Annotated in this window: 16 protein-coding genes; 11 read left to right on the forward strand and 5 right to left on the reverse strand. The window is 67.6% G+C overall.

Annotation, left to right across the window (positions count from 1 at the left end):
* The gene (locus HNV26_RS18520) at nucleotides 1–480 is read left to right on the forward strand and encodes a (2Fe-2S)-binding protein (RefSeq protein WP_171439739.1); all 480 of its coding nucleotides are present in this window, start codon (nucleotides 1–3) and stop codon (nucleotides 478–480) included.
* A gap of 141 nt (nucleotides 481–621) precedes the next feature.
* Here HNV26_RS18520 and HNV26_RS18525 read toward each other — a convergent pair whose 3' ends face one another.
* Nucleotides 622–2,619: a lipoxygenase family protein gene (locus HNV26_RS18525; protein ID WP_366816900.1), complete on the reverse strand. Its 1,998-nt coding sequence runs from the start codon at nucleotides 2,617–2,619 to the stop codon at nucleotides 622–624.
* 275 nt (nucleotides 2,620–2,894) lie between these two features.
* Here HNV26_RS18525 and HNV26_RS18530 point away from each other — a divergent pair, with 275 nt between their 5' ends.
* The 7 genes from HNV26_RS18530 (at nucleotide 2,895) to HNV26_RS18560 (ending at nucleotide 13,403) form a co-directional block, all read left to right on the forward strand.
* The gene (locus HNV26_RS18530) at nucleotides 2,895–4,922 is read left to right on the forward strand and encodes a lipoxygenase family protein (RefSeq protein ID WP_171439741.1); all 2,028 of its coding nucleotides are present in this window, start codon (nucleotides 2,895–2,897) and stop codon (nucleotides 4,920–4,922) included.
* A 20-nt stretch (nucleotides 4,923–4,942) separates the two neighbouring features.
* On the forward strand, nucleotides 4,943–6,379 hold the full coding sequence (locus HNV26_RS18535) for a cytochrome P450 (RefSeq protein WP_171439742.1): 1,437 nt from the start codon (nucleotides 4,943–4,945) through the stop codon (nucleotides 6,377–6,379).
* A complete protein-coding gene (locus HNV26_RS18540) occupies nucleotides 6,376–7,221 on the forward strand; it encodes a fatty acid desaturase family protein (protein ID WP_171439743.1) in 846 nt (281 codons plus the stop codon). The genes HNV26_RS18535 and HNV26_RS18540 overlap by 4 nt, the downstream gene beginning before the upstream one ends.
* 1,690 nt (nucleotides 7,222–8,911) lie before the next feature.
* Nucleotides 8,912–10,270, forward strand: coding sequence for a M23 family metallopeptidase (locus HNV26_RS18545; protein ID WP_171439807.1), 1,359 nt, complete (start codon nucleotides 8,912–8,914; stop codon nucleotides 10,268–10,270).
* A gap of 175 nt (nucleotides 10,271–10,445) precedes the next feature.
* Entirely contained in the window at nucleotides 10,446–10,787 is a 342-nt protein-coding gene (locus tag HNV26_RS37925) for a hypothetical protein (protein ID WP_216612481.1), read from the forward strand.
* A 259-nt stretch (nucleotides 10,788–11,046) separates the two neighbouring features.
* Nucleotides 11,047–11,811, forward strand: coding sequence for a hypothetical protein (locus tag HNV26_RS18555; RefSeq protein ID WP_171439744.1), 765 nt, complete (start codon nucleotides 11,047–11,049; stop codon nucleotides 11,809–11,811).
* Nucleotides 11,812–11,975: 164 nt separating this feature from the next.
* Nucleotides 11,976–13,403 (forward strand): tetratricopeptide repeat protein, encoded by a 1,428-nt coding sequence (locus HNV26_RS18560; protein WP_171439745.1) that lies wholly within the window; start codon nucleotides 11,976–11,978, stop codon nucleotides 13,401–13,403.
* A 227-nt stretch (nucleotides 13,404–13,630) separates the two neighbouring features.
* Here HNV26_RS18560 and HNV26_RS18565 read toward each other — a convergent pair whose 3' ends face one another.
* A complete protein-coding gene (locus HNV26_RS18565) occupies nucleotides 13,631–14,776 on the reverse strand; it encodes an acyltransferase family protein (RefSeq protein WP_253816757.1) in 1,146 nt (381 codons plus the stop codon).
* Nucleotides 14,777–15,607: 831 nt separating this feature from the next.
* The gene (locus HNV26_RS18570) at nucleotides 15,608–15,784 is read right to left on the reverse strand and encodes a hypothetical protein (RefSeq protein WP_171439746.1); all 177 of its coding nucleotides are present in this window, start codon (nucleotides 15,782–15,784) and stop codon (nucleotides 15,608–15,610) included.
* A 266-nt stretch (nucleotides 15,785–16,050) separates the two neighbouring features.
* Between HNV26_RS18570 and HNV26_RS38480 the strand changes: the two genes are divergently transcribed.
* A complete protein-coding gene (locus HNV26_RS38480) occupies nucleotides 16,051–16,233 on the forward strand; it encodes a hypothetical protein (RefSeq protein ID WP_253816759.1) in 183 nt (60 codons plus the stop codon).
* Nucleotides 16,234–16,251: 18 nt separating this feature from the next.
* Entirely contained in the window at nucleotides 16,252–16,659 is a 408-nt protein-coding gene (locus HNV26_RS38485) for a hypothetical protein (protein ID WP_253816760.1), read from the forward strand.
* A gap of 256 nt (nucleotides 16,660–16,915) precedes the next feature.
* Here HNV26_RS38485 and HNV26_RS18580 read toward each other — a convergent pair whose 3' ends face one another.
* Together HNV26_RS18580 and HNV26_RS18585 are read right to left on the reverse strand one after the other, a co-directional pair.
* The gene (locus HNV26_RS18580) at nucleotides 16,916–19,273 is read right to left on the reverse strand and encodes a hypothetical protein (RefSeq protein WP_171439747.1); all 2,358 of its coding nucleotides are present in this window, start codon (nucleotides 19,271–19,273) and stop codon (nucleotides 16,916–16,918) included.
* Nucleotides 19,274–20,028: 755 nt separating this feature from the next.
* Nucleotides 20,029–20,286, reverse strand: coding sequence for a YjhX family toxin (locus tag HNV26_RS18585; protein ID WP_020477688.1), 258 nt, complete (start codon nucleotides 20,284–20,286; stop codon nucleotides 20,029–20,031).
* Nucleotides 20,287–20,823: 537 nt separating this feature from the next.
* Here HNV26_RS18585 and HNV26_RS18590 point away from each other — a divergent pair.
* The coding region (locus HNV26_RS18590) for an RHS repeat-associated core domain-containing protein (protein WP_171452842.1) at nucleotides 20,824–26,292 on the forward strand (5,469 nt) is incomplete at its 3' end.

Raw genomic sequence — 26,292 nt, forward strand, 5'->3', positions numbered from 1 at the left:
ATGGCGGCCCATCAGTTCATCCTCAATGGCCAGACGGTGTCGGTGGAGGCGCCCGAGGACCTGTCGCTGCTGTGGGTGCTGCGCGACGTGCTGGGCGTGACGGGCCCGAAGTACGGCTGCGGCGTGGGCGTGTGCGGCGCGTGCACCAGCCACCTGGACGGCGAGGCCTTCCGCCCCTGCATCCACCCGGTGGGTGGGCTGTCTGGCCGCGAGGTGGTCACCATCGAGGGGCTGGGCGCCCAGGGACTGCATCCCGTGCAACAGGCGTGGGTGGACGAGGACGTGGCCCAGTGCGGCTTCTGCCAGCCGGGGCAGATCATGGCCGCCGTGGCGCTGCTCAAGAAGAACGCCCAGCCCACTGACGCGGACATCGACGCGGCGATGAGCGACAACGTCTGCCGCTGTGGAACCTATGTCCGCATCCGCGCCGCCATCAAGCGCGCCGCCCTGCTGCTGCGAAGCGGCGCGGGCGGCGGGTGATGCCGAGGAGGCCAGGGCGCCCATACGCATGAGCCCCTCCGAGAAGCCATGCGAGAGGCGCTCTCGACGGTGAGGCCGCACGGCGCTGCGGCTGGGTCCGCGGACTGCGGCGGGCCCGCCTCAATCGCGATGCACGCCGTGTCAGATATTGATGCGGGAGCTGACGGTGCGGATGTCCATCCCCAACGCGGAGAACTCGGCGGCGTGGGCGCGCAGGCACTCCACGAAGCGGGGATGCACGTCCGCCTCCTCGTTCGCCAGCAGGAAGCCGTAGCTCGTCTTCGAGAGCATCCACGAAATCCACAGCATCTCCGTGGCCTCCTCCGGAGGCGGCGCGACGTCATGGTCCGCCTCCGTCGACAGCGCGCCGGCCTTGCCCCAGCGCAGGCCCAGGCACGCATAGAGCACCTCGCCCGCGTCGTCCCACTGGAGGTTGTTGGCCCAGGCATGGCGGAAGGTCGCGAAGTAGATGACGTACCGGCACAACTGCTTGAGCGCCTCCATCTCTCCCGGCTGGGGCGCGTCCGTCCAGGTCACCGCGCTGACGGCCTTGGCGTGGGTCGCGGCGACCTTCGCGTCCAGGTCCATGCGCTCGGAGCGCACGAACCACGGCGCCGCCCTTCCCGGCACCGTCGCGCGCAGGTAGCGGCACACGAATGCGGGCGCCGAGTGCGCCACCAGGTCGTCCGAGAAGCGCCGCACCTCGCTCCACTGCGCCTCCAACGCCGCGCCGTGCTCCGCGAAGAAGGCATCCACGTGCTCCCCGACCAGCCTCCAGAACAGGCCCGCCGCGCGTGCGTAGCGGTGTGACTCGCAGATGGGCGGCGCGGGCGCGAAGCCCTTCCAGTCGTAGCTGCCCATCAGGTGCAACAGCCGCGTCTCCACGCTGCGCTCGGTGAGCGCGCTGGCGCGGGTGATGTAGCCGGTGGGGCCCACAAGGAAGCCGTTGGCGGAGTGGTTGATGAGGACCACCTCCCGCAGGTGCGGCATGAGCAGCCAGCGCAGCGGACTGCGGCGCAGATTGCGGTGCGCGGCGATGGCGTACTGCTCCACGTTGAAGTGGCACTGCCCCAGGTGGTTGCCCAGCTCCGTCTCCAGCGTCGCGCTCACCCGCGCCATCCGCTTGGCGGCCTCCCAGGCCTCGCCGTCCGCGGGCGTGTAGCTCCGCCGCGTCACGGGAGAGCCCGGCGCCGTCGCGCCCGGCTCGCGCATGCCCAGGATGATGCGCACCGGCAACAGCCGCCCCTCCACCAGCCGCAGCCGCACGTCCACGTCCGGCAGGCAGTGGACGCCGTCCTGCTCGTAGGCGTTCCACGGGAAGTAGAGCCGGAACGCCTCTGGGTCTCCGGGGGCCTCCGGGTCTCCATCCATGAGGGTGGAGAACATGCCGTTGAGCAGCCGCTCTCCGAAGAAGGCGTCGGTGCGTGTGGAGCCCGGCGACTCGCGCTCCATCCGCACCGTCATCGCCTCCGGATAGTCCGCCTGAATCCTGTCCAGGCTCGGCGCCTGCCCCAGCCGCCCCTGGAGCAGGTGGCGGCGCTTGACGAGCTCGATGGGCGCCACCGCCTTCAGCATCGCCAGCGCGCGCCCCGGCGCGTAGGCCGTGGGCGGAGTCCCCTCCTCCGTGACGAGCAACCGGGCCAGCGGCGTCGTGGGGTCGTACTCCCAGTAAGGCAGCCGCAGCGTACCGAAGTCGTGGTGGAGCCCACCATGGTCATCCGGCCCCTTCTCAGAGCCGATGCGGCGCCATGCCTCCACCACCCGCCCATCCGGGCGGAAGCTGTGCTGGGGCTCGAAGAAGCGCACCTCCAGGTCGGGCAGGTCATTCACGCCCGCGTCGGCCGGGTCATAGCGGATGGAGAAGCACCCATCCGAGTCCGTGAAGCCCTCTCCCAGGAAGTCATCCGGCGTGCCGAAGTCCCGGTCCCACAGCTCCACCTTGATGTGATGCAGGGGAATGGGGCCCTGGGGTCCGTCCTGCTCGAAGACCAGCCGCCCGACCGCGACGGCTGGCAGCGTGCTGGGCTCCCTCGCGGGACGGACAGCCCGGACGCGCGGTGCGAGCTCGCGGCTGATGGCCAGACGCTCCTCGAGCGCGAGCCCCGAGTACCACCGGGACAGCTCCTCCGCGTCGAGCACCTCGTTGCTTCCGCTCTCGCGTCCTTTACCCCCGAGAGAGCCCATCCATCGGCGCAGCCCTGCGAACATCATCCCCGTCCCCATGCCGCGGGCGCGCCCGTCCCAACGTCTGTCATCAGCCCCACCTCTCCGGGTCACACGCGCGCTCACGTCAGACGCGAGTTCAATGCGTTCCTGCGCTGAGCGACGCCGGCTTCATTCCCTGGGGAGGATACCATGGCTTGAGGTCCTACTTTTCTCGTTCTACGGTCTGCGCCCGCTACACAGAGGGTTCCATGACTGTCGAGTACAAACTCACGATTCGGACGGGCACGAAGCTCGGCGCGGGGACGGATGCGAACATCTCCATCGTCCTCGTGGGCACGCGAGGACAGAGCGCCCCCTGCGTGCTGGACAAGCACTTCCACAACGACTTCGAGGCGGGCGCGGAGGACGAATACGCCCTCTCCTGCGAGGACGTCGGTGACCTGGTCCTGTTGCGCTTCAGCAACGCGGGCGGCGTGGCGGCCGACTGGCTGCTCGACTGGGCAACCGTCACGGCCGGAGAGAAGCAGTGGCGCTTCCCTTTCTACCGGTGGGTGCTGGGCGGCGCCACGGTCGACGTGCTCGAAGGGAGCGCGAAGATCGCTCGCCAGGCAGGCAGCAAGCGCGAGTCCACGGCGCGGCGCGAGCTGCTCGAGGCCCGCCAGCGGATGTACCCGTGGCGCGCGCCTGAGCTGACCGAGGGGCTCCCCGGCGCGCTCGACCTCAGCGAGGGGAGGCCCCTGCCGAAGGACGAGCTCTACCGGGGCCTGACGGAGGGCAGCTACGAAGTGGTCATCGCCAAGACGCTGGCGGCCATCAAGCTGAACCTGCCCATGCTGACCCGGGCCTGGAACGGGTTGGTGGACATCTTCGACTTCTTCAAGCACCTGGAGGTGCCCCAGCTCGCCCAGCGCTGGAAGGACGACGTCGAGTTCGCGCGGCAGGCCATCCAGGGCATCGCCCCCCTCCACATCACGCTCGTCCCCAGTCTGCCGCAGGGCATGCCGCTCACCGACGACGACGTCCGGGGCCTCTTGTCGCCCGGCGCCACGCTGGCCAGTGCGCTCGACGCCAAGCGCATCTTCCTGCTCGACTTCGAAATCCTCGACGACATCAGGATGTACCGGAAGGTCGGCGAGGACGGCGTCGAGGAGCGGCGCTGGGCTCCCGCGGCGCGCTGCCTGCTGTACCTGGACGACCAGCATCAGCTGCGGCCCCTGGCCATCCAGCTCGGGCGGGACGCACAGCAGGACCCCGTCTTCACGCCGAACGATGACGCGTACGACTGGCTCGCCGCGAAAATCTACCTCCGGTGCAGCGAGGGCAACTCGCACCAGATGGTGACACACGCGCTGCGCACACACTTCGTGGCGGAGCCGTTCGTCGTGGCGACGATGCGCAACCTGCCGGACCCGCACCCCGTCTACAAGCTGCTGCGGCGGCACTTCCGCTACACGCTCGCCATCAACGAGGGCGCACGCAAGGGCCTGCTCGACGCGGGCGGGGTGTTCGACGACTTCATCGCGACGGGCGGCCCCGACAAGGGCCACCTCCAGTTGGGCAAGAAGGGCTTCCAGCGCTGGACGCTGGCGGACAACAATCCCCGTCAGGACCTCGCGCGGCGGGGCGTGCTGGACCCGGCCGTGCTCCCCAACTACCCGTACCGCGACGACGCCCTGCCCTTGTGGGACGCGTTCGAGGAGTACGTCGGCGGCGTCCTCAGGCACTTCTACCGGACCGATGCCGACCTCGAGGCCGACACCGAGATGCAGCAATGGTGGAAGGACCTCACCGAGCACGGGCTGCCCGCGGACAAGCTGCCGTGCCGGGAGCTGCGCCGCGTCGACGACCTGGTCGACATCCTCACCACCGTCCTCTTCACGGTCAGCGTGCAGCACGCGGCGGTGAACTACCTGCAATACGAGCACTACGCCTTCGTACCGAATGCGCCCCTGAGCATGCGCCGGGAGCCCCCCCGGCAGAAGGGGACACTGCGCGCCGAGGACATCCCCGAGATGATTCCCACCAAGTCCCAGATGCTCTGGCAGGTCGCCATCGGGCGGGCGCTCTCCAGCTTTGGAGACGACGAGGAGTACCTGCTGCACGAGGGCGGCTGGCGCGAGGAGTACTTCCACGAGCCGGAGCTGGTGGCCATCCGCCAGCGGTTCCAGGAGCGCCTGCGCGCCCAGCGCGAGGCGGTGGAGGCGCGCAACGCGGGCGCCGAGGTGCCCTACACCGTCCTGCGTCCCGACCGGATTCCCTGCGGCATCACCGTCTGAGCCCTTGGAGATACACGCTCATGCCCAACCTGCTCTCTCGAGGTCTCTTCAGCCTGTTCTTCGGTGGCCGGCGCAAGCCCCTGGCCAGCCTGCCCGGCCCCCCGCCGGGGATTCTGGGCAACATCGGCGACTTCCTCGGCGCCCAGCCGTGGGACGTCTGCGCCCGCTACGCGCGCACCTACGGCCCCGTCGCCGTCGCCTGGCTGGGGCCCAGCCCGGCCCTGGTGCTCAATGACCCCACCCTCATCCACGAGGTGTTGGAGACGCGCCGGCTGGAGTTCGAGAAGGGCAACATCGGCGACCAGATTCGCCACTCCGTCACGGACGACACGCCCTTCATCGCCCAGCAGGGCGAGGACTGGGCCCGCAAGCACGCCACGGATCCGCTCGCCCAGCCCTGGACGCCCGCCTGGCAGGCAGCCCAGGTGGAGCCCCTGCGCGCGGCCATCCTCGAGTCGGTGGAGGCGCTCCTCCAGCAGCCCTCCATCGACCTGACGCCCACGCTGCGCAAGCTGACGTTCGACGCGTTCTGCGTGGCCACGGTGGGCGAGAAGCTGCCCACGTCCGTGTACGACGACTTCATGCTCCTGGCGGCGGCGGCCGACGCGCGCATCCAGGCCAAGCTGCCGTTGAAGTTCGTCTCACCGCCCAAGGGTTTCGCGGATGCGAAGGAGCGCTTCTACGGCCTGTTCCTGGACAAGGTTCGCGCGGCGCGGAAGGACCCGGCGCCGCACCGCGTGGACCTGATGTCGTGGACGCTGCGCGAGATGCCCCAGCTCGATGACGGGGTGCACGCGAACCTGCTCGGCGGGTTCTTCTTCGGAGGCGTGTTCTCCTCGAGCACCACCCTGGTGGGCGCCTTCCACCAGCTGAACAAGTACCCCGCCACCGAGGAGCGGCTGGCGCTGGAGTCCGCCGCGCTGGGGCAGGGGCCGCTCACCCTGGAGCGCCTGAAGGACGCGCCCTGGGGCGAAGCCGTGGCATACGAGGCCCTGAGAATCCTGCCCGCGGTGCGCATCTTCCTGCGCCGCACGCCGCCCACGCCGACGCGGTTGGCGGAAGTCACGCTGCCGCCGGGCACGACGCTCATGATTTCCAACCAGCACCTGCACCGGGACCCCAGCCACTGGACGGACCCGGAGACGTTCGCCCCGGAGCGCTGGCTCGACGGGGGGGCGGCCCGGAATCCGCACGGCAGCGGCCACTTCTTCCCCTTCGGCCGGGGGCCTCGGGCCTGCGTGGCCGGGGACTTCGCCATCGTGTTCCTGCGCACGGCCCTGGCCACCGTCTCCGCCCGCGCGCGCGTCCACGTCGACTCGACGGAGCCCTTCGAGGAGGGCTTCTTCTTCGGCGTGGTGCGTCCCCAGGGTGTCACGGGCAAGCTCGTCGCACGCCAGGGGCAGACCCTTCACCCTCCCACGGGAGCCCCTCCTCCCCCCGCAGTGGAATCCGCATGACCTTGTTCCGACATCCCCGAGACCGCATCCCCGTCCTGCTGTTCACCCTGGTGTTCGCCCTGGACCTGACGGTCTTCTTCACGGCGCGAAGCTGGTGGTTCCCCATCCTCTGGCTCGCCCTGGGAGTGATTCCCAAGGGGTGGATCAGCGCGTGGAACCACCACCACCAGCATGTCCCCATGTTCCGGCATGCGCTGCCCAACCGACTCCTGGAGGTCATCTTCGGCTTCCAGACGGGCGTGACGTCCCATGCGTGGTTCCTGCACCACGTGCTGGGCCACCACCGCAACTACCTGGACCAGACCCAGGACGAATCGGGATGGAAGCGCCGCGACGGGTCCACCATGGGCGAGGTGGAGTACTCCGTCTTCAACACGCTCGTCGCCTATCCCCGCGCCTTCCGCGTGGGCCGCTCATATCCCAAGGTGATGCGCGTCTTCCTGGCCATGGGCGCGCTCCAGGTGGCACTGCTCGGCGTGCTGTTCTGGCACGACTGGTACAACGCCCTCTGGGTGTTCCTGCTGCCCATGGCGGTGTCGCTCTACGTCACCGTCTGGGCCACCTACTTCCACCACGTGGGGCTGGAAGCGACGGAGCACACCCACGCCTCGTACAACATCCTGCACAAGGGCTACAACCTGATGACCGGCAACCTGGGCTACCACACCGCACACCACGCGAAGCACGGGCTGCACTGGTCTCAACTGCCCGAACTTCACGCGCAGCTCTCCCAGGACATTCCGGCCACGCACTACCGGCAGCCGGGCATCCCCTTCGTGTGGACCAACCCGGAGGCGAAAATCGAGCCGGCCGAGGCGGAGTTCGGCGCCATCACCCAGTGATGAGCTGACGCTGGACGTGGTGGACGAGGTGCGAGCGAGCAAGGCGCACCGGCCGAGGCGACAACGCCCCTGACTCAGGGGCGTGCCGCCCCCAAATACGGTCACTGGGTCATCTTCGAGTAGCAGGCCCAGGCCTGAGAACGTCGACGCGAGGAGGCGCTCCAGTTCGCCCTCCAACCGCTTCATCTGCGTCGGCATCATGCCTGGGGAGCAGTCCGCCCGCCCTCACGCATTCTGGGTTCCCCTTCCCATGACAAACTGTCGCGGCTCCCACTGAAAAGGCACCGCACCTGCCAGGAATTCCACGGGCTTCCCCACGGCACGACACTTGCCATGCGCTTTCACACCAAAGGAGCCATGTCATGTCCATGAGGCAATCTGGGATTCGTGCCGCCACTCTGTTGAGTGTCTTTCTTTCCGGGGGGACTGCCTGGAGCGAAGAAGTCCGACTCACGATCAAGGACTCCCCCCAGCCGCTCGCCACCGCCGCGAAACGGCTGGAGACGCGAGAGGGTTGGGGCATCACCTACGAAGAACCGCTGGGGGCTCTTCCGGCAGCGAGCCCCCTCGACCTGACCTACACCGTGACGGAGGCGACCCGAGCGGACGTGAAGCTTCAGGAGGAGGTGCTGACGCGACTCCTTGCCCAACAGGTGGGAAAGGATGCCCCGCGCTTCCGCCTGGTGTGGGCCGGGGGGCTCTGGCACATCACGCCCGTGCAGGGCTCTCCCCTGGACACTCCCATCACAATGTCTCGTCAGGAGCGTTCCCTGGGAGAGGTCCTCCGGGCCCTCTGCGCCGAGGTCACCCGACAGAGCGGGACACGAGTCGAACTCGGGAACACGCCCGGACTCCAGTTGGAGACACCCACTACCGTGGATGCTGTCACCCAGGAGCCCGCGCGCACCGTCCTGGCACGGGTGCTCAACAGTGCCAACCGGCGCACCGTGTGGACCCTGAGTGGGCAGGGGATGAAAGCCGGATACCTGCTCTCTCTCCACCGGGTCTTTCGCATTGTTGGCGGCACGCTACCGCCCCCTACACCTGCGCCCAGCGAGAATGTCCCCGCTCCGAAACGAAGCGCTTCGGGCGGGTGACCGCGTCTCTCAGCACGCATCGTCAGGCGGAGGGGGCACATGGAGTTGCCCCCGTCAACTCGGACAGCTCAGGGTTGAGACTTCGCAGTGCGGAACTCGCGGGGTGACTTCAGCCTGAGCCCTCGGTGCGGATGGAGGCGCCTTGGCGGTGCCCGGACCGAAGCGGGCCTCGAGCGTCTCGGCCATTGGAGTGCGGGTGATACCCAACCCCCGGTCGTGGGGGCTGATTCGGACACTCGTCCCAGTCCGCCGGAATTGTTCAACCCACCCGGTCAGTCGCCCCCTCGACGCGTGCGCGCACATCATCAGGGACAACGCCAACAAGCATGCTGGGCGGAAACAAAACGATATCGGCTCAGATAATTTTCTCCGGATGCGCGCGGGTCCCTTGCCTGTCACCGGGTGCTCGAGCGACGCCAGCACGGACACTCGCCATTTCCACGCACATCTGAATTATCTCGATTCGACGAAGCTATTGTCGCACCTCCTGAGGCCAATAACTCGCGGCGGTTCCACTGCCTGGGCGGGCCACAGTCCGTGACAAAGCGAGCCGCAGTCTTCACGACCTCTCCCCATCCCCACTGGAGGTTATGATGTCTCCCAAGTCCCGCAACCCTCGCCAATTCTCCCGGCGCTCCCTTCTGCATGCCGGCAGTGTCGCGGCCGGCTTCGCCGCCTTCGGCGGGTCTGGTCTGCTGGTTGGCACCGCCCACGCCGCAGAGACAATCATCAACCCATTCGCTGGCTACTCCATCTCGGATGGGTGGTGGGACCACGTCAACCGAGGTTCCCTGGGCGGCATCGACTACGTGATGGGCGTGGGTACGCCGCTCCCGGCCTGCGCATCGGGTCAACTCCTGATCGACTGGAACAACGGCACGGGCGGCTACACCGCGACCATCGTGATGGCCAACGGCATGAGGAGCCAGTACCTCCACCTGTCCGGCTTCAACGGTGGCCAGCGCTACGTCCAACAGGGAGAAATCGTCGGGTACTCCGGGGGCGCTGCGGGCGCACCCGGCTCCGGGTCCTCGACGGGTCCACATCTGCACTGGCATCTGGTGACCGCCGGCGGCACCCGGGTGAACCCGCTCGACTACGTCGGCGCCGGCAGCGGCGGCACCGGGGGCGGTCTGCCCTTGGAGGACCGGCGCCTCGGTCATCTCGGCACTGCAGGAGGCTGGGCCCACATGCTCAGCAACCTCGTGCTGCCGGGCAACACGACCTACGGGGCGTTCTCGCCGGGCCCTGGACAGTCGCCGCGTGCCATGGCGAACGTCGACGGCGTGATGATGCTTGTGTATGCCGGCAGCAACGGCTGGACCACGATGAGCAGTGGCCTGGCGATGGCCCCGGGGGCTCCGCTCAACGTGCTGCGGACTCCAGCCAATGCCTCGCCCCAAATCTTTACCCTCGAGGACGGACGGCTCTGGCACACCTTCGACGGCAATGGCTGGAAGAAGTTCCCGTCGTCCGTGACGGTGTCGGGCAACTGCACCTTCTCGATGACGGCCAATGGCACGGACCTGCATGGACTGTTCAACGACAACGGCCGGCTGTTCCATGTCTGGGCTGACGGTTCCGGCTGGCACAAGGGTGACACCCAGGTGGACCTGCAGCCCGGCGCCGACCTGGTCGCCGTCATTCAGCCGGATGGAAGCCTGCAAGGCCTGTCGCTGGAGTTCAGCCGAGTGCACCACATCTTCGGGGCAAACGGGAGGTGGAACCGGATACCGACCACGGCATCCCTGCCCACTGGGACGCCCATCGCCGGCCGCGCCGCCTACGGCTGGCCGCAGTTGGTTGCCAACCACAACGGGACCATCATCCACGTCTGGGGCACCTCGTCGGGCTGGATGTGCGTGCCCACTGGACAGACGACAAACGCGGGACGGCGGCTCAGCCTCGTCCCGGATGTCGCCTCGGCCCCGCTGGTCGGCCTGACGCTCTGAGACGCGCCTCACCTCCTCGGACGAGGGCGCCCCACGCGCCCGCGCTGGCCCGGTCCAGGGTTCGGGCCAACGATGTTTCTTTCACATCGCCAGGCAACTTTGGACCGTGCTTTCAAATAATCCAGGACCGAACTCCAACTCCAACTCCACGTCCGTGAATCCTGGAGCAATGAGCATGGCGACGCGCGTCACAGGTGGTGTCTCTTCAGCCGGCGCTTCTACCGCGAGCAGTGCGGCGGAGGAGGCCGCTCGGCGCGCGGCGGAGGCAGCCCGTCGCGCCGCCGAGGAGGCCCGCCGCAGGGCCCAGGAGGCGGCGCAGCGGGCGCTCGCGCAGGCCCCGCTCACCAAGGGCCTCCAGGACGCGAAGAAGGCCTCCAAGGTGGGGGCCACCGCCTCCCAGGCAAGGCAGCTCGCGACGGCCGCCGTTCACCAGCAGGTCTTCGACGAAGGTGCAGCAGTTGTTCAGCCGGGGCGGCGCCAACGGAACACAGACGCCCGGCTCACGTCGTACCTGTAGTCGAGGAACGCTCCAAATAGAGTGAAGAGCCCACCTTTCAGACGGCCAGCGGCTCGCTGTGGAATGACATACGGGCCAAGGCAGGCGCGCGCTCATGGGAGATGCGCGTCGCGTCGCCGGATGGCTCCGCGGGGCCCCTGGTCTGCCCCCCCCGACGCACGGAGCCGTCGGGCAAGCCATGGGAGGGGCGAGTGGCTTGCGCGACGGAACGGTGGATTCGCCACGGGTGTCACGTGTAAGCACCCGCTGGAGGTCCGCTGTGCTGACTGTCGTGTTGCTGAGCCTGTTGGCCGTACCTCCGGTGGAGGTCGAGGTCTTCGTCCCACTGTGTGACAACGCGTTGCTCCAGTGCGGCCTCCCTCCCGCGGGGGCCCCGCGCGCGCTGGAGACGAACCTCTACTGGGGAGCGATATACGGTGCGGAGCGATTCCTCTCACGGGCGCCTGGATTCAAGATGGTGAGCCGAGAGCCGGGACCCGAAGGGGCCGCGGTACTGCGCGAGCTCGTCCTGGAGCGGACCGCGGCGAAGGGAGAGCGGCCCGTGCGGCTGCGGCTCCGCGCCTACGCGGGCGACGCGATAGACACGGCGCTGGAGGACTTCCTGCGTGCGGCGGCGGGCGCGAGTCGCGCCGACCTGTTGGTGTGGGCCGGACATGACCGGCTCATGGACCGCGAGCCTCCCCGAGTGGCTGCACCGCCGGGAGCCACGCCCAGGCCCGTGGTCGTCCTGGCCTGCATGAGCGAGCAATACTTCGGTCCGGTGCTGAAGACGCTGGGCGCAAGCCCCATCGCGCTCACGCGAACGCTGATGGCACCCGAAGCCTATCTGCTGGAGGCGCTGGCCAGCACCGTGGCGCGCCATGGGCCCACGGAGTCCAAGGCCATGCGCACGGCACTCGTGGAGGCCTATGCGCGCTATCAGCGCATCTCCCTCCGCTCCGCGGGCTCCGTCTTCTCGAAGCTGCCCCCGTCGGAGGTCGCGCTGCCTGGCGCGGTAGCTCCCGCGTCGAGGTCGAAACCCTGATGCGAGCGACAGCGCAGAGGGCAGGCAGGCCTCTGCCGTGAATGCGGGCGGTCGAGTCCCACGCTGAAGAGAGTCCCGCTCCGCCAATGAATGAACGTGGGCAACTCCACTGGGTCGCGGACTTCACGCGAAGGCCGCGCCAGGACTACATTCACTGACCGCGCATGCTCCCACTCCTCCTGCCACTCCTGGTCGCCGTCGCGCCCGCGCCCTCCCCGGAGATTTCGTCGGCGAACCTCAAGAAGACCCCCGCCTTCCAGGATTGGCGCGGCGGACGATTCCTCTTCGAGGAGCGCTGGGTCGAACTCCCAGAGGTCGGACTTCACGTGGGCTACTTCGTCGTCCCCAGCCGATGGACCCGCCAGTACGAGGACAAGCTCCCTTTCCATGACGCCTTCTTCGTGGTGGACCCACGCACGGGGCAGCTCGTTGCCCCGCCCCTGGCACGAACGAGACTGCCACTCAATGGCTGTCCGACGATGGGCGCGGTGGGGCGGCTCATCCCCGAACCCAAGAGCGAGACCTCTGCGGCGATCCGCTTCGGCAATGCTCCTCAGCGGTGTCTGGTCCAGCTCCAGCGCATGAAGGAGGGCTGGGCCGTTTCCCTCTTCCCGGATGAGGCACGCTCCCCCGTGGAGGCCTTTCCAGAGGCAGCTGTCGCCCTGGAGAAGGCACTGGGTCCCAGGGACGGAGCGGCTCGCGAGCTCAAATGGTCCTACCAGCCCAACTCGCGCTGGCTGCTCGCTGCGCCCCAGGATGAGTGCGCCCTGTGGGTCATCGACAGCATCACCCCTGAGGTGAACGCCACGGCCAGCAAGGCCATGACACGGGAGATCTGCGAGTGTCTCGAGGAGACCGTCTCCGCCGACGCCCTGTATCTCCATCTGCCCCAGACAGCGTACACCCTGAGCTGGACGGGTGGGGGCACCGCGCTTCCTACCTGTGATTGCACGTTCGCGCAGACGGGTGAGGCAGGCGTCACGTGCGAGTCGTACATGGGTCGCCAATACTCCCTTCCAGAGCTTGAGGAGATGCAAGCGGACGGACGGCTGACGGAGAAGAACAGGGTCGAAAACCAGAAGGAGCTGGAGGACCTCCGTCGCACCCATCAAGGCCTGCTCGCCGCGAACGAGGATGCGCTCACTCAGTGGAGAACGGGGAACCAGAAGGCGGCGCTCGGCGCGTGGACCACGCTGTACCGAAGATGGCTTGAGAGCGGCCGGCCCATGGCTGGGGGAACCCTGGACGAGTTCGCCGTGGAGAACGCAACCCTGCGGGAACAACTGAACCAGCAATTGGAGGCAACCATCGACCTCCAGGCGGAGATCCTCAACAACCTCGGCTTCGCGCTGTGGTCCCACAAGGAGTGGTCCCAGGCCGAGGCTGTCTTCGACGAATGCCTGGCGCTGCTCACCGCGACGGGCCACGAGCGCAACGTGCTCAACCTGAATCGGGGAGACCTGTTTCGGGACATGGGAAAGGGACCTGAGGCCATCAAGGCCTATCGGGCCTTCCTGCTTCGCAAGGTCACCGCGGCGCAACGCAAGTACGTGGAGCGAGAATTGCGGAAGCTCGAGCAGCGCTCGAAATGACTGTCTGAATGACCTGCCGGGACGCACGCGCTCGGCCTTCGAATGACGCGAGGAGGAGGCTCCGCCGTGCCTCGGGACCACGAGTCGCCGCCGTCCCGCGGCGTGCTTGGCGAGGCAGGCTCGCCCGGCGGCGGCCTGCGTTTCGACCTGCGCCAACCCCGCCAACCAGAGGACCCAGTGAGTGGTGCCCCGAATGGTCCTGCGCCGATGTCTGTACTGCCGAGCCGTTAGCGTCCAGGTGCCACCACCCCGTCACGCGCCTCCGCCCGCGAGGCCTGCCACGCAAGCAGCCTATCCCGCAGCCGCAGGGCAGGTCTCTCCACCGCGACGTAGGTCACCCATGCGACCCCATGCGTCACCGTGATGAAGGCGAGCAGATCCAATCCCCAATTACCCAAGGTCAGGTTTCGCCGATCGAACACGCGTGCCACGACCCAGAACCAGAGATAGGTGCCATAGGAGAGGACCGCAGCCTGGTACACGAGGCCTCTCAGCGGTACGGGCAGCGCGACCGCTTCCGTGGCCACGAGCAGCCCGCCAAATCCCACCGCGAGCCCCGCGAAAATCCACACGCCTCCCCATTCCGGCAGGAGAGGCACGCACCCTGCCAAGGTCACCCCGAGCAACAGGGCGCCCATCGCGCCGCAGGCGCTTCGCCAGGCCTGAGGCCACCGTTGCCAGCGCGGCGCGGTCTTCGCGAGAAAGACACCTACCGCGAGTCCATCCAGGTGGAGGTGGGTGCGCCACTGCAATCGCACCCACTGTTCCGCGGGCAGCAGGCCCGGCGTGGGAGTGAGTACCTCCCAGGCCCTTGCTCCCAAGCTCAGGAGCAAGGGCATCAGCCATGCCCAGGCGGGGGCGGAGCGGGCGCGCAGGCCGAAGGCGAGCAGCGGCAGGACCACATAGAAGTGCTCTTCGACACAGAGCGACCAGCTCTGTACGAAGTCGCGCACGCCGACGTAGTTCTGGAGGAAGACGAGGTAGTGCCAGCCTCCTCCCACGAAGGGTGTCCCGAACAACCATGGCTTCAGTGCATAGAAGGCGAGGACGACAAAGTAGAGCGGAAGCGTTCGCATCCACCGCTTGAGCCAGAACGTGCGGAGCTGAAGTCCCAGAGGCGCTGAGTCCTCCATCGCGAACACCTGCCGACCAATAAGGTAGCCGGAGAGGACGAAGAACAGGTCCACGCCCACCCAGCCCACTTCGAAGCTGGCACGGAGCACCTCTGGCAGGGCCCGCCGCACGGCCTCCGGGGCGTGGAAACAGAGCACCGAAACGATGGCCAAGGCCCGGAGCACGTCCAGGCCGTCCTTGCGTGAGCGCCCTGAGTCCAGGACTCCCGCGTCTGAGGTCTGCGGGTGAGAAGGGGGCATGAAGGGCGCCTCGCATTGCCTTTCACATGGGCTTGGGGACGGCAATGCCTCCATGATTGACCGTTCGCTCCCGGGGATTCCTCGTGGCATCCCAGTTGGCACCGGCTCCCAACAGCGGCTCGGCTGGCTCCGTACGGGCAGTCAGCGACGCCTTCGCCGCCCGCGGCCATGGGGCGACTATGAGTGGTTCGTGGATGAAGCCGTGGTTACGCATTCCCAGACAGTGCCGTCCTGCCTCACCGCCATCGCACAGGGCGCCATGTCCTCTTGGCGAAGCAAGCCCGAGCGCTCCTCGGTGCCGCAGCCGCACAGGGAAGCGACGAGCGCCTGCGCCACGCCGATTGACCACATCATTCCGTGTCGATTCATCACGGTTCCCCCCGGAACCCGGCAGCACATGGTGGACGGAGTCCATCACGGTACGAGCATGACCGACGCGCCGCGCGGCATCCAGGTGCGGAGCGAAACCACAATCGTGTATGTGACAGACCGAGCGCGGTGCCGGTCCGAGCCAACCACGTCAGAACGTTGGCCTCGGGCGCCACCTCTCATCGGGCACACCTCCAATCAATCCAGCGAGGTACGGCCGACCGGCCATCGCCGAGCCGGCGCGCAATGCGGCGGCTGGCACCATGAGCCATCTTGAAATCAAATATGACATGAATGCTCATCAAAGGGCCCGACATGGGCGCTGTAAACACGAAGCGCCGGGTTGTGGGTTCGATGCAACCTTCAAAAGGCAAGAAGTGGGGGTAGGTTTTTTGTGCGAAGCGGCCCTGGAGTCATGCTGGGGAAACGCCCAGACAGCCAGCAACCAGAGCAGGCACCGAGTCACATCAGCGCGGCCACCTCTCCTCTGAATGCCAGCGCATGGATATTGGACCGGGTGCTTACACAGCGCGGGCTCTCAGCCCAGGCCCAGCCGCCGAACGCGGAGGCCAGCAGCCGGATGCCCTCGTTGCGGCCCCGGCGCAGCACCTGGCCCTGCCCATAGAGACGCAGAAACATGGGCTGGGCGCGCTCCACTCACATGGAGGGGTGAGTGATACCGCTGCCCTTCCCACTCACGGCCCCGTCGACTCGCGGAGGCGGGCGGACGCATGCCAGGAACTTTGTGTCCATGGCACTCAAGTGCCTGGCGGCGGATGTCGCGACGACGTCGGCCATCCGCGTCTTGTGCGCCGAGCAGCCGAGAGCGAGAGGTGGCGTCGTGCATTCCATGAGGGATGCGGTCCATTCAGGGCGTCATCGTGCTCCTCGGGGGGAGACCGTCGATGCGACGCCGTTCTGGTGTGCCACGGTCATGGGGGCTGGGCGTGACGCTGACCTTGTCGCTGGGAGCATGCGGCGTGGAGGCCCTGGGGGAGAAGGTACTTCCTCTGGAGAATGGGGCGTCGCAAGAGGCCGAGGCCGGCGGTGCGTTGACGCGTGAGCGTCCGGAAGCCTCGTTGACGTGAGACCCGTATGCGGACGCGGTGGCATCGGGCACCACGGCGACGGTGCTCAACGCGAGCGCAGCGCTGGGCGCTCCGGACGGGCAGGCCGCGACACTGCTGGGCTTGCTCAACACGGCGCTGGTGCTGGACCTGGGCCAGGGAGAGGAAGGCACCGGCGACCTGCGCGTGTACTACCAGGGTCTGTCGTTGGCGCTGGTGGCGCAGGTGGACTTCCTGAAGGCGGATGGGAGCTTCATCGGCTCCAGCTCGTTGCACCTGGTGGAACTGGGCCTGGGGACGCATGTGGCGGCGTACCCGGGGAACGTGCCCTATCGCTACGTGCGACTGAGGGGCGCAGTGCTCGCGCGCTACCTGGTGGACGCGGTGGAGACGTCGCTACCAGCCGTCCGTGGTGAAGGGGTGCTGGGCCGGGTTCGGCAAGCGTGACGACGGCGATCAGCGCTCGGGAGACGGCTGTAACAGCCGGATGGCGACGGCCGGGCGCCGCGCCAGCAGTCGCGGCACGCCCCTCGAACGGCGGCGCCCTGGTGGCCTACACGAACGGCACCAGTGTCTACGCCTCAGTGGTGGTGTACTGAATCAACGGGCTCCCGGATGCGCGCCTCCAGGTCGCAGGAGCGGCGCGCATTCCAGGTAGCCCATGCGGCATTCAACGCTGAACGAAGGGCCCTGGCGCGGTGGCTCAAGGGGAAGGCTGTAGCGCCTTGCGCTCCTTCGCGCAGAGCTGGACCAGCTCCAGCATGCTCATGCTGGCGCCGCCGATGTCGAACTTCTGCTCCTTGAAGTCGGGGTATCGGTTCTCGAGGATGCGCCCCTCCGCGATGCAATCGTTGAGCTGCGCGAGCGCCTCGTTCTTGCGCCCCTTGGAGAGGTGGGCCTTCGCCGCGTCGTAGGCCTTCCGCTGGCCCTCCTGGAACCGGAGCTCCACGTCGACGCGCTTCAGGGGCAACTGCAGGGTCTCTGCCTTCTGGGCACACTGGGCCATCACGTCCTGGGGCTGGGTGGGGACCCCGCCCACGAGCACGTCGACCGCCGCGAGGCTGGCGTTCTCCTTCACCATCCGGGCGCCCTCGTCCTGGCAGGCCTTGAGCTTCTCCGCCGCGCTCGTGTACAGCGCCCTGCGCTTGCGCAGGTCCGTGGAGGACGCGGCGGATGCCGCCGCCTTGCCGGCGACGTCCAGCGCCTCACCGGTCAGCCGGCGCAGCGCCCTCGCCTGCTTCGCGAACTCGAGCGCCTCGACCATCTTCAGCCAATCGGCGCGCGACCGCTCGGCGGACGCCGCGTAGCTCGCGTCCTGCCGCTCCAGCGCCGCGTGCGTCTCGAACATCTGCATGATCGCGTCCACGCTCTTCGAAGCGGTCTCGACCTCGGCGTCGGTCGCCGAGATGGCCTTGGCGACCTCGAGCTGCTCCTTCGTGGCGGCCAGCCGGGACGCGAGCTGGACCCGGGCATCCGCCGCGGCCAGGACAATCTTCCGCCGGGTGATGCGGTCGTTCAGCTCCGCCATCCGCTCCTTCGACTCCTTGGCGTACAGGCCGTAGTCACGGTCCTTCTTGACGAGGGCGGCACCCGCCTCCAGCACCACGCCAATCTGCTTGACCGCGTTCTCCGCCGCCTGGAGCTGCGCCTCCGAGGGCGTCTCCTTCTGGACCTGGGAGACCAGCGCCACCGCGTTCTTCCGGGCCTCGTCCACCTTCGCGCGCTGCTGCTGCAGGTCCACCTCGTACCGGCGCCGCTCCATCGTCACCCGCCCATCCTTGAGGAGCTGACGTGCGTCGGCGGCGACCGGGCTGATGGCGGGGTTCTTCACGTGGACCGTCTCGAGCGTCTTCTCCAGGACGACCATCGCCGTCTTCGCCTCCTCGAACTGCTCGGCCGTCACGGACCGCTTCTCGACGTTCCGCAGCGCCTGGACGACCTCGGCGCGCGCCGCGTCGAGGGTGCGGACCTGGAGCGCCACCTCCACCTCGACGAGCGTGTTCTTCACCTCGGCGAGGTACTGGCCAATGGCCTGGCTCCTCGCCGCTTGCGGCTCGTACTTGTCCACCAGCTTCCGGACGACGAACGCCGCGGTCTTGGCCTCGGAGAGCTGCTCGGGCGCGGGCCGCTTCACCCGGAGCGCCTTGGCGGATGCACGGAGCTCTTCATGGGCGGGCTCCAGCTCCACCTTGACCCGCGAGACACCCGCCTGCGCCACGAGCTCATCCATCCGACGCCTGGCCTGGGTGACCTCGGCGCGGGCCTTCTCCGCCTCCGCGCGGTAGGCCTTGTCCTGCGCCTCGAGCGGCCTGCCCTCCTCGAGCTGCTTCTGCAGCGCGGCCACCGCCTTGTCGGTGGCGGCGAACTTCTCGTCCGACCAGGCCTTGCCCACCTCGGTGAGCGAGCTCGCCAGGGTCTTGCGGCTCTCATCCAGAAGGCCCCGCTGCTTCTGCGCCGACAGCTGCAGCCACCGCTCGTCGAGCGTCTTCCGGTGACGGGCGAGGGTCGCCTCGACCTCGGTGAGGTACGTGGAGAACTTCGGGTCCTGGCTCTTGAGAGGCCGGCCCTCCTCCGCCAGCTTCTCGAGCGCGTCCACCGCGGCGCGGGCCTCGTCCATCGCCTTGGAGCCCGGGTCACCCTGGCCGAGCTTCGCCATGCGCTCGTTCAGGGGCGCGAGCGCGCCGTCGATGCGTCGGCGGTACTCGTGGATGTGGACCTTGGCCCGGCGCTCGTCGACGTACTCCCGCTGCGTCCGGAGCTGCTTGCGCGCCGCCAGGACCAGCTTCGCGTACTCGAGGTCCTCCGTCTCGAAGCTCGCGCCGGCGTCGAGCGCGACCTTCAGCGCCTCCACCGCCGCGAGGGCCGCGTCGAGGTCAGCGTTGCGCGGCGGCTCCACTTCGATCCGCTGCACTGCCGTCGCGAGGTCGGCGCGCGCGCGCTCCACTCGCTTTGATGCCTCCCCGATGGACCTCGCGGCGCCAGCCTGGGCGGACGCGGCAGAGGCCCCGGCGGAGGCGAGGATGAAGAACCCGAGCAACACCAGCCTTGAAGTGCGTACCATTCACGCCAACCTACTACAGCGCGGCGGGAGAACCCGGCATTGTGTCCGCCCCGCGCCCCCATATCGGACAGGATGGAACCCGAGGTGGGAGCGCCGAGGGGATGTGCCTACCCAAGACTCGGTCGCTGCGTCACAGCTGCGCCAAGACGCGCAAGCGATGCGCACGACGAGCCGATGGGGCTTCTCTCCCGTTCGAAAGAGGACGGCCGTAACAGCTCCTGGCCTGCGTGTGGACACCCCCACCCCGTCCTGCGGAGGGAGGGGCGAGGACGCAGAACCGTTCAGGCCTCGGCGCGAGTTGCGCAAGCCGGGGAGAGCACCGCGTCGCGTTTCGCGCACCCGCGCTGCACACAGGGCCCTCCTGCTTCGGGCGCATCATCAGCTGATGATGCGCCCGAGACTTCTCGCCCATGCCCGCGACGAGGACCGTCATCGCCTCGCCTGGGCACGCATGCACCACTCCGAGCAACCGCTCCGCGAGGCCGGCGACCGCGCTCGTTGGCCGCCGGGCTCCCGTCTTTCGCCGTTGCGTCGCCACGCCTGGCGAGGCAGTCAGCGCTGGGAATGCGTGCACCACCTCCGCCTTCACCAAGAACTGCTGCCCCACCAGACGTTCGCGAACCCGTCTTTCATTCTTCGCTTCCAGCGTCGCAGGGGGCTTCGCGCCCATCCGCCACGGCTTGCACACCGCGACGAGGGCCTCCCCCTGAACGGTTACCCAGGTGCGTCCTCTTGAGGCAATTCTGAGTTCATCGCTAGCGTGTCTTTGAACTTCCGCAGAGCGCTTGAAGCCCCAGCCTGGTGATGAGGTATGGGCCGCCCTTCACCGAGGAGATGAGCTTTCGCCGCTTCAACTGCTGGAAGACCTCCAGCGTGCAGAGCGACAACTGCCAGCCCTCTGGCGTGACACACGCCACATGGGTCAACCGCCCATTCTCATCCTTGTGCTTCAGAATACGCCCGCCCTGAGCCAGCACGTTCAGGACGCGCAGCTCCTTGCGTGAGACGTTCACGGAGGAATCCTGCCAATTTGATGCGGGAGAGGGGCACACGACGCCCCATTCGGCTGTCTCAACAGCCGGTGTCCGCCCAGTGTGTGGGCGGGGCCTCAGGGTGTTCTAGGCCTCCTGCGCATCAACCTCGAACGTCAGCGGTTTGTCTTCTGGTAACGGGGGCACCGTGGGTTGTCAAGTAACAGGGGCCGCGTCCCTGGCGAATCCTGCGGAGGCAAGCCCAGGACCTGGGAGGCTTCGTCCCAACCCACTCACGAGTCCGATCGCCAGGCGACAATCCTCACGTACGCGAGTCGCATCCTCGCATCATCGACTCGACTTGCCGCTCTGTTCGAATCACAATCACTTCCACTCCGGGCGATTCACACAAGGACGTCCCACGTCACGTCTCTGTTCTGAAAGTACCGGTTCCCTCACGTCGAATCTCCATTCCAACGAGCGTCATCTTCTCGCCTCGGCCGCGGCGTGGCTGGCGCATCCACACGGCGCCCCGTTGGGGCGCTGGCGGCGGCGGACTTCGCCGCACGGAGACCCTCAATGGCAGACAGCACGGGAAGGCTCACGGACCAGTTCAACGTCGACAAGGACGGAGGCGCCGCATATGCCTTCGAGCTCAAGGTCCCTCCGGGCACGGCGGGTCTCGCCCCCGCGCTGGGCATCGCCTACAACAGTGGCGGCGGAGACGGGCTGCTCGGCGTCGGCTTTGGCCTGAGTGGCCTGTCGTCCATCACCCGTACCGGCCGGACGGTCGCGCAGGACGGACGTCACGGCTCCGTCAACTATGACCTCGACGACCGCTTCATTCTGGATGGACAGCGATTGATGGCGGTGTCCGGCGCCTACGGGCAGCCCCAGGCTGTCTATCACACCGAAATCCAGACATGGCGAAAGGTCATCCCTCACTATCCCTCTGGATGGGACGTCCAGCGAGGCCCCCAATCCTTCACCGTCCTGACCCGGGATGGGCAGACATGGGAGTACGGGGCCACCGTGGATTCCCGAGTCCCCGCCTCGAGCAGCGTCCCCGCCATCCGGCTCTGGTCCCTCAACCGCGTCACAGACCGGCATGGCAATTTCATGACGGTGACGTACGAGCTGGACCTCCAGAACAACGCCCACTACCCGAAGCTCATCGAGTACACCGACAACATCAAAAGCCCCATCGCGAAGAAGCGCCAGGTGCGGTTCGGCTTCACAGACCGTCCGGAGGTCGCCACCACCTACGTGGGTGGCCATCCCATCCGCATCACCCGGCTGCTGTCCCAGGTCGAGACCTTCGTCGCGGACACGCTCGTGCGGACGTACCGATTCGAGTATCAGCCGAGCAAGGCCACCCACCGCCCCCTGCTGCAAACGGTCTCCACCGAGGCCCGGGACACGTCGCTTCCCCGCACCGCCTTCACGTGGCAGGGCCAGGCGGAGTCGGACCCCACGCTGTTGCAGCCCTCGCGCGCGCTGGGGAAGAACCTGCCAGGAGGGCTGCGAATCCCCATGAGCGTCAGCGGCAACGGGCTCACCGACGTGCTGCACGCATACCCCGTCAACCAGCAGCTCCGCCTTGAACTGTACCTGTCCACGCGCACAGGCCTGGATGGCCCTCACGCGGTGGACCTGGGCGGCACACCCCTGGTGTGGGGAGGCATCTTCTGTCCGCTCGACGTGGACGCGGACGGACGCATGGATCTGGTCTATGCCGTCAACAACGGCGGCAAGCTGGGACTGACACTCTTCAAGGCCACCGAACGCAACGGCAGATGGACCCTGGTCCGCGAGGGTCCGGTGAACGGCGCCGGCCCCGACAACCTCATCTGGGGAGGCCGGCTGCTCGCCCTCGATGTCGATGGCGACGGTCGCTCGGACCTGGTCTACGCGACCAACAACGCGTCCACGCTGAAGCTAGACGTCCTGTACTCCAATGGTCGCGTGTTCACCCCGTCCTCTCACGGCCCGACCACGACGTCCCTCCCCTTCGGAGGGCACCTGCTGCCGCTGGACGTCGATGGGAACGGGCAGATGGACCTCGTCTACGCCACCAATGCCGGTGGCTTCCTCGCGCTCACCTGGCTGAAGGCGGAGCCGGAGCGAGGGGGCTTCCAGCCACAGAGTACGCCGCTGCTTCCTTCCGGCACCCGCATCCCCTGGGGCGGCAGCCTCATCCCCATCCACCTGAACGGAGATGGACAGGTCGACCTCGTCAATCCCTATACGGACGGGAACACCCTGCACCTGCGCGCACTCCACAACACGGGCAAGGGGTTCGTCATCCAGGACATGGGGAGCACCGGCCTCCAGTTCGGCGCCACGATTCCCCAGCTCATGCCCGCGGACGTGACGGGCAGTGGGCGCGACGACCTGGTGATTGTCGGAGAGCACCGTCGTGACGGCGCGCCCCGGCCCCAGCGGCTCGCCGTACTGGTCAACGAGGGGGGCACCCTGCGCTTCCACGCGAAGGTGTCCCAGGTACCTGACTTCGTGACAGTGGGTGAATCCACCATGGCCCTGGGCCTGACGGGCGTGGGAAAGGCGGACGTACTGCATGTGGATGGCTCGGGCACGGTCCACCTGCTGGCGGCCACGCCGGAGTACCCGGACCTGATGGCGTCTGTCACGAATGGGCTGGGAGGACGCTTCGAGCTCTCCTACAAACCGCTCACCGACGACACCGTCTATCGCCGCGAGACGCCCGACGCGGAGCAGGTGGATACGCAGTCGCTGTTCAGCAACCAGCTCTCCGGGGCCACGTATGCCCTGGCGGCCAACCCCGCCAGCCAGACGGGCACCGCGGGAATGAGCTTCGCGTCCCGCAGCGTCCAGTACCCACGGTACGTCGTGTCCGCCTACACGCAGGTCTTCTCCCCGTCCCAGCAGTACGCCCACACCTTCAGTTACGCGGGAGCCCGGCTCAACATCCAGGGCCGTGGGTGGCTGGGCTTCGCCTCCTGGAACAAGACGGACCCGCACACGGGTCCCGCCGGCGTCGTCACGGAGACGCGCTACCACCAGGAGTTCCCTCGCACCTACGCGGTGAAGACCCAGACCGTCCGGCGCGCCTCGGACCGGGCACTCATGGTCCAGTCCGAGTACGACTACAGCACCCCCGCCAGCGCGGGCGTCCACCAACTCCAGACGACGGCGGTGCGCAAGAAGCTCTACACGTTCGCGACGTCGGACACGCCCGACTGCGTGCGCATCAAGACCTTCCAATACGACGACTACGGCAACGCCACATCCATCACCCACAGCACCACGGGAGCCCCCTCCGCGCCGCTCCACACGCTTCAGGTGTTCGAGAACGACGTGGCGAAGCACCGCTTCGGCTTCCTCACGGAGCGTAGGCTCAGCGCGGACCCGGCCGGCAATCAGACGCTACGGTGGGAGCGCATGACGCTCGACCCCGTGACGTGGGACGTGAAGACCCACTCGCGTTGGAGCAGCGGCGACACGTGGCAGCGCTATTCCTACCAGTATGATGACTGGGGCAACCAGACCCGCATCGAAGACCCGGGCAATGGCGTCATCACCTACCACTACGACGCCACCTACCACACCTTCCCGAGCAAGCGCGTGCTGCCGCCCACCGTGTCGGGACGCGCCGTGGAAATCGAATTCCAGTACAACGCCGCCACAGGCGTGCTGACCTCCCAGACGCAGCCCAACGGCGCACGGGAGGTCCACCAACACGATGGGCTGGGCCGTCCGGTGGAGTCCCAGCGCACGTCGCCCGGTGGCTCGCTCGTGGCGACGATGCGCATCGAGCGTGGGCAGGATTCGACGGGGCGGTACCGGAAGACGTTGACCCGCCAGGAGTGGGACCGGGACGTCTGGTCGGCGCGGACGGAATACGTAGATGGCTTCGGGCGCGTCACGCGGACGGTGAACCAGGGACAGGAGAACGGGGCGCTCGTTGGCCGGGCCATTCTGGAGGACACCGTCCTCGACGCACACGACCAGCCCGTGGAACAGACGCTGCCCTATTTCAGTGGCGACACGCCCAAGCGCGCCCAGGCGCTCGCCTATGACGAGTACGAGCGCGTGGTGCGCCGGGAGACCTCCAGCGCCGACAGCACTCCCCATGTCACCACCTACGCGTATCCCCGCGCCAACCGGGTCGTCCTCACCGAGGGAGCCACCTCGCAGGAGCCGCGTTCGCGGACGCTGACCCACGGATTCTACGGGGACACGGAGTGCCTGGAAGAGCTCCAGGACCATCGGGGCAACGCTACTCGATTCACCCACGACGCCCTGGGCCGACGGCTGAGCGCGACGGACCCGAAGGTGGAGACGCACTTCACCTACGACGGACTTGACCGCCACACCCGCATCACCACCGGCTCGGGCAGCACCACCTTCACACGAGAGACCTACGCCTACCAGGACGACCAACGGGCCTGGACCCACACCGACGGCACCGGTCGGGTCACCACCTTCCGGCACGACGCCCTCCGGCGCCTGACGTCGAAGCAGGTGGGCAACGAGCAAACGCACTACACCTATGACGAACAGACCGGCCCACACTCCCTGGGCCTGTTGACCGGTGTCCAGCTCCCCGACGGCTCGGCGTATGCCTATGGCCACGACGCGGACGGAAACACGACGTCCGTCAAGCTGACGCTGGACGGCACGGACTACACCCTGAGCCAGGACTTCACGCCCCATCGGCTCGTCTCCCGCATCATCTACCCGGATGCGACAAAGACCGAGGTGCGCTACCAGCGCGATGCCCTCCAGCGCCTGCTCAAGGTGACGGAGGGTGGCGTGGAGCACCTGGTCCAATCGGACTTCACCGCGAATGGCGCCCCTCGGGTGGCGCGGTATGGCAACGGCGTCCGTACGGCCTGGACCTATACGGCGGACGGACATCTTCTGACGCAGGACGTCTTCGACAAGGACGAATGCCCCGTCTCGGCCACCACGCTGGAATGGGATGCGTTCTGGCAGGTGGGCGCCATCCGGGACCGCCTGGAGCCCCCCCAAAGCCAGACCTTCGGCTACGACGCCCTGGGGCAGTTGGTGAAGGCCCAGGGTGGAAGCTACGGCGTCCAGGAGTTCGCCTATGACGGGGCCTGCAGCCTCACGCGCAAGGCAGGGCTGACAATGGAGCGCTCGGGCCACCAGATTTCCGGAGGCTTCTCCCCGGCCAGCTCGGATGCCTTGCACACCCGCTACGACGAAAATGGGAGCCTGGTCGAGCTGCGGTATCAGGGCGTCACCACCCACTTCAGCTATGACGGCGAGCGGCGCCTCCAACAGGTGGGCGAGGTGCGATTCACGTATGACCAGGACGGGCGGCGCCTGACGAAGACAGAGCCCGGGTCGACGACGTACTACGTGGCCCCCTGCTTCGAGGTCGTCGCCTTCGCGAACGGAGCGCGGCAGCACACCCGCTACGTGCTGGAGGGTGAGCAGCTCGTGGCCACCGTCACCCGCGTGGAGTCGGGCACGCCGCCGAAGGGACAGACGGGCGTCCCCTCACCGGGCACGCGCTACTTCCACGTCAGCAACACCCGCAGCACCACGCTGGTCACCAACGAGCAGGGGCAGGTGTCCAGCGCCATGGACTATGACCCGTTCGGGACACCGAAGCTGCGCACGGGCAGCGACGACTTCCGGCGGAAGTACACCGGGCTCGAGTTGGACAGCACGGGGCTCTACTACGCGTCGTCGCGCTACTACAGCCCGCTCTTGGGCGGCTTCATCACCGCCGACACGCAGTTGGGCGCGCCCGAGGAACACACGGGGGCGTACAACCGCTACGCCTACGTCCTCAATGACCCGATGACGCTGTTGGACCCGTCGGGCTTCGGGTTGTTCGGCAGCATCAAGAACTTCTTCACCAACACGCTTCCGAACTGGGTCTCCAAGAACTGGGAGGAGATTGTCTCCTACGCGGTGGATATCGCGCTCATCGCGGGAGGCATCGCGCTGTCCTTCGTTCCGGGGCTGCAAGGCGTCGCCGCGGTCGCAGTGGGAATGGCCGTGGGCGGGCTGGTGGGCGCGGGGCTCGGG

The organism is Myxococcus xanthus, assembly GCF_013116825.1.
Taxonomy (GTDB): Bacteria; Myxococcota; Myxococcia; order Myxococcales; family Myxococcaceae; genus Myxococcus; species Myxococcus xanthus_B.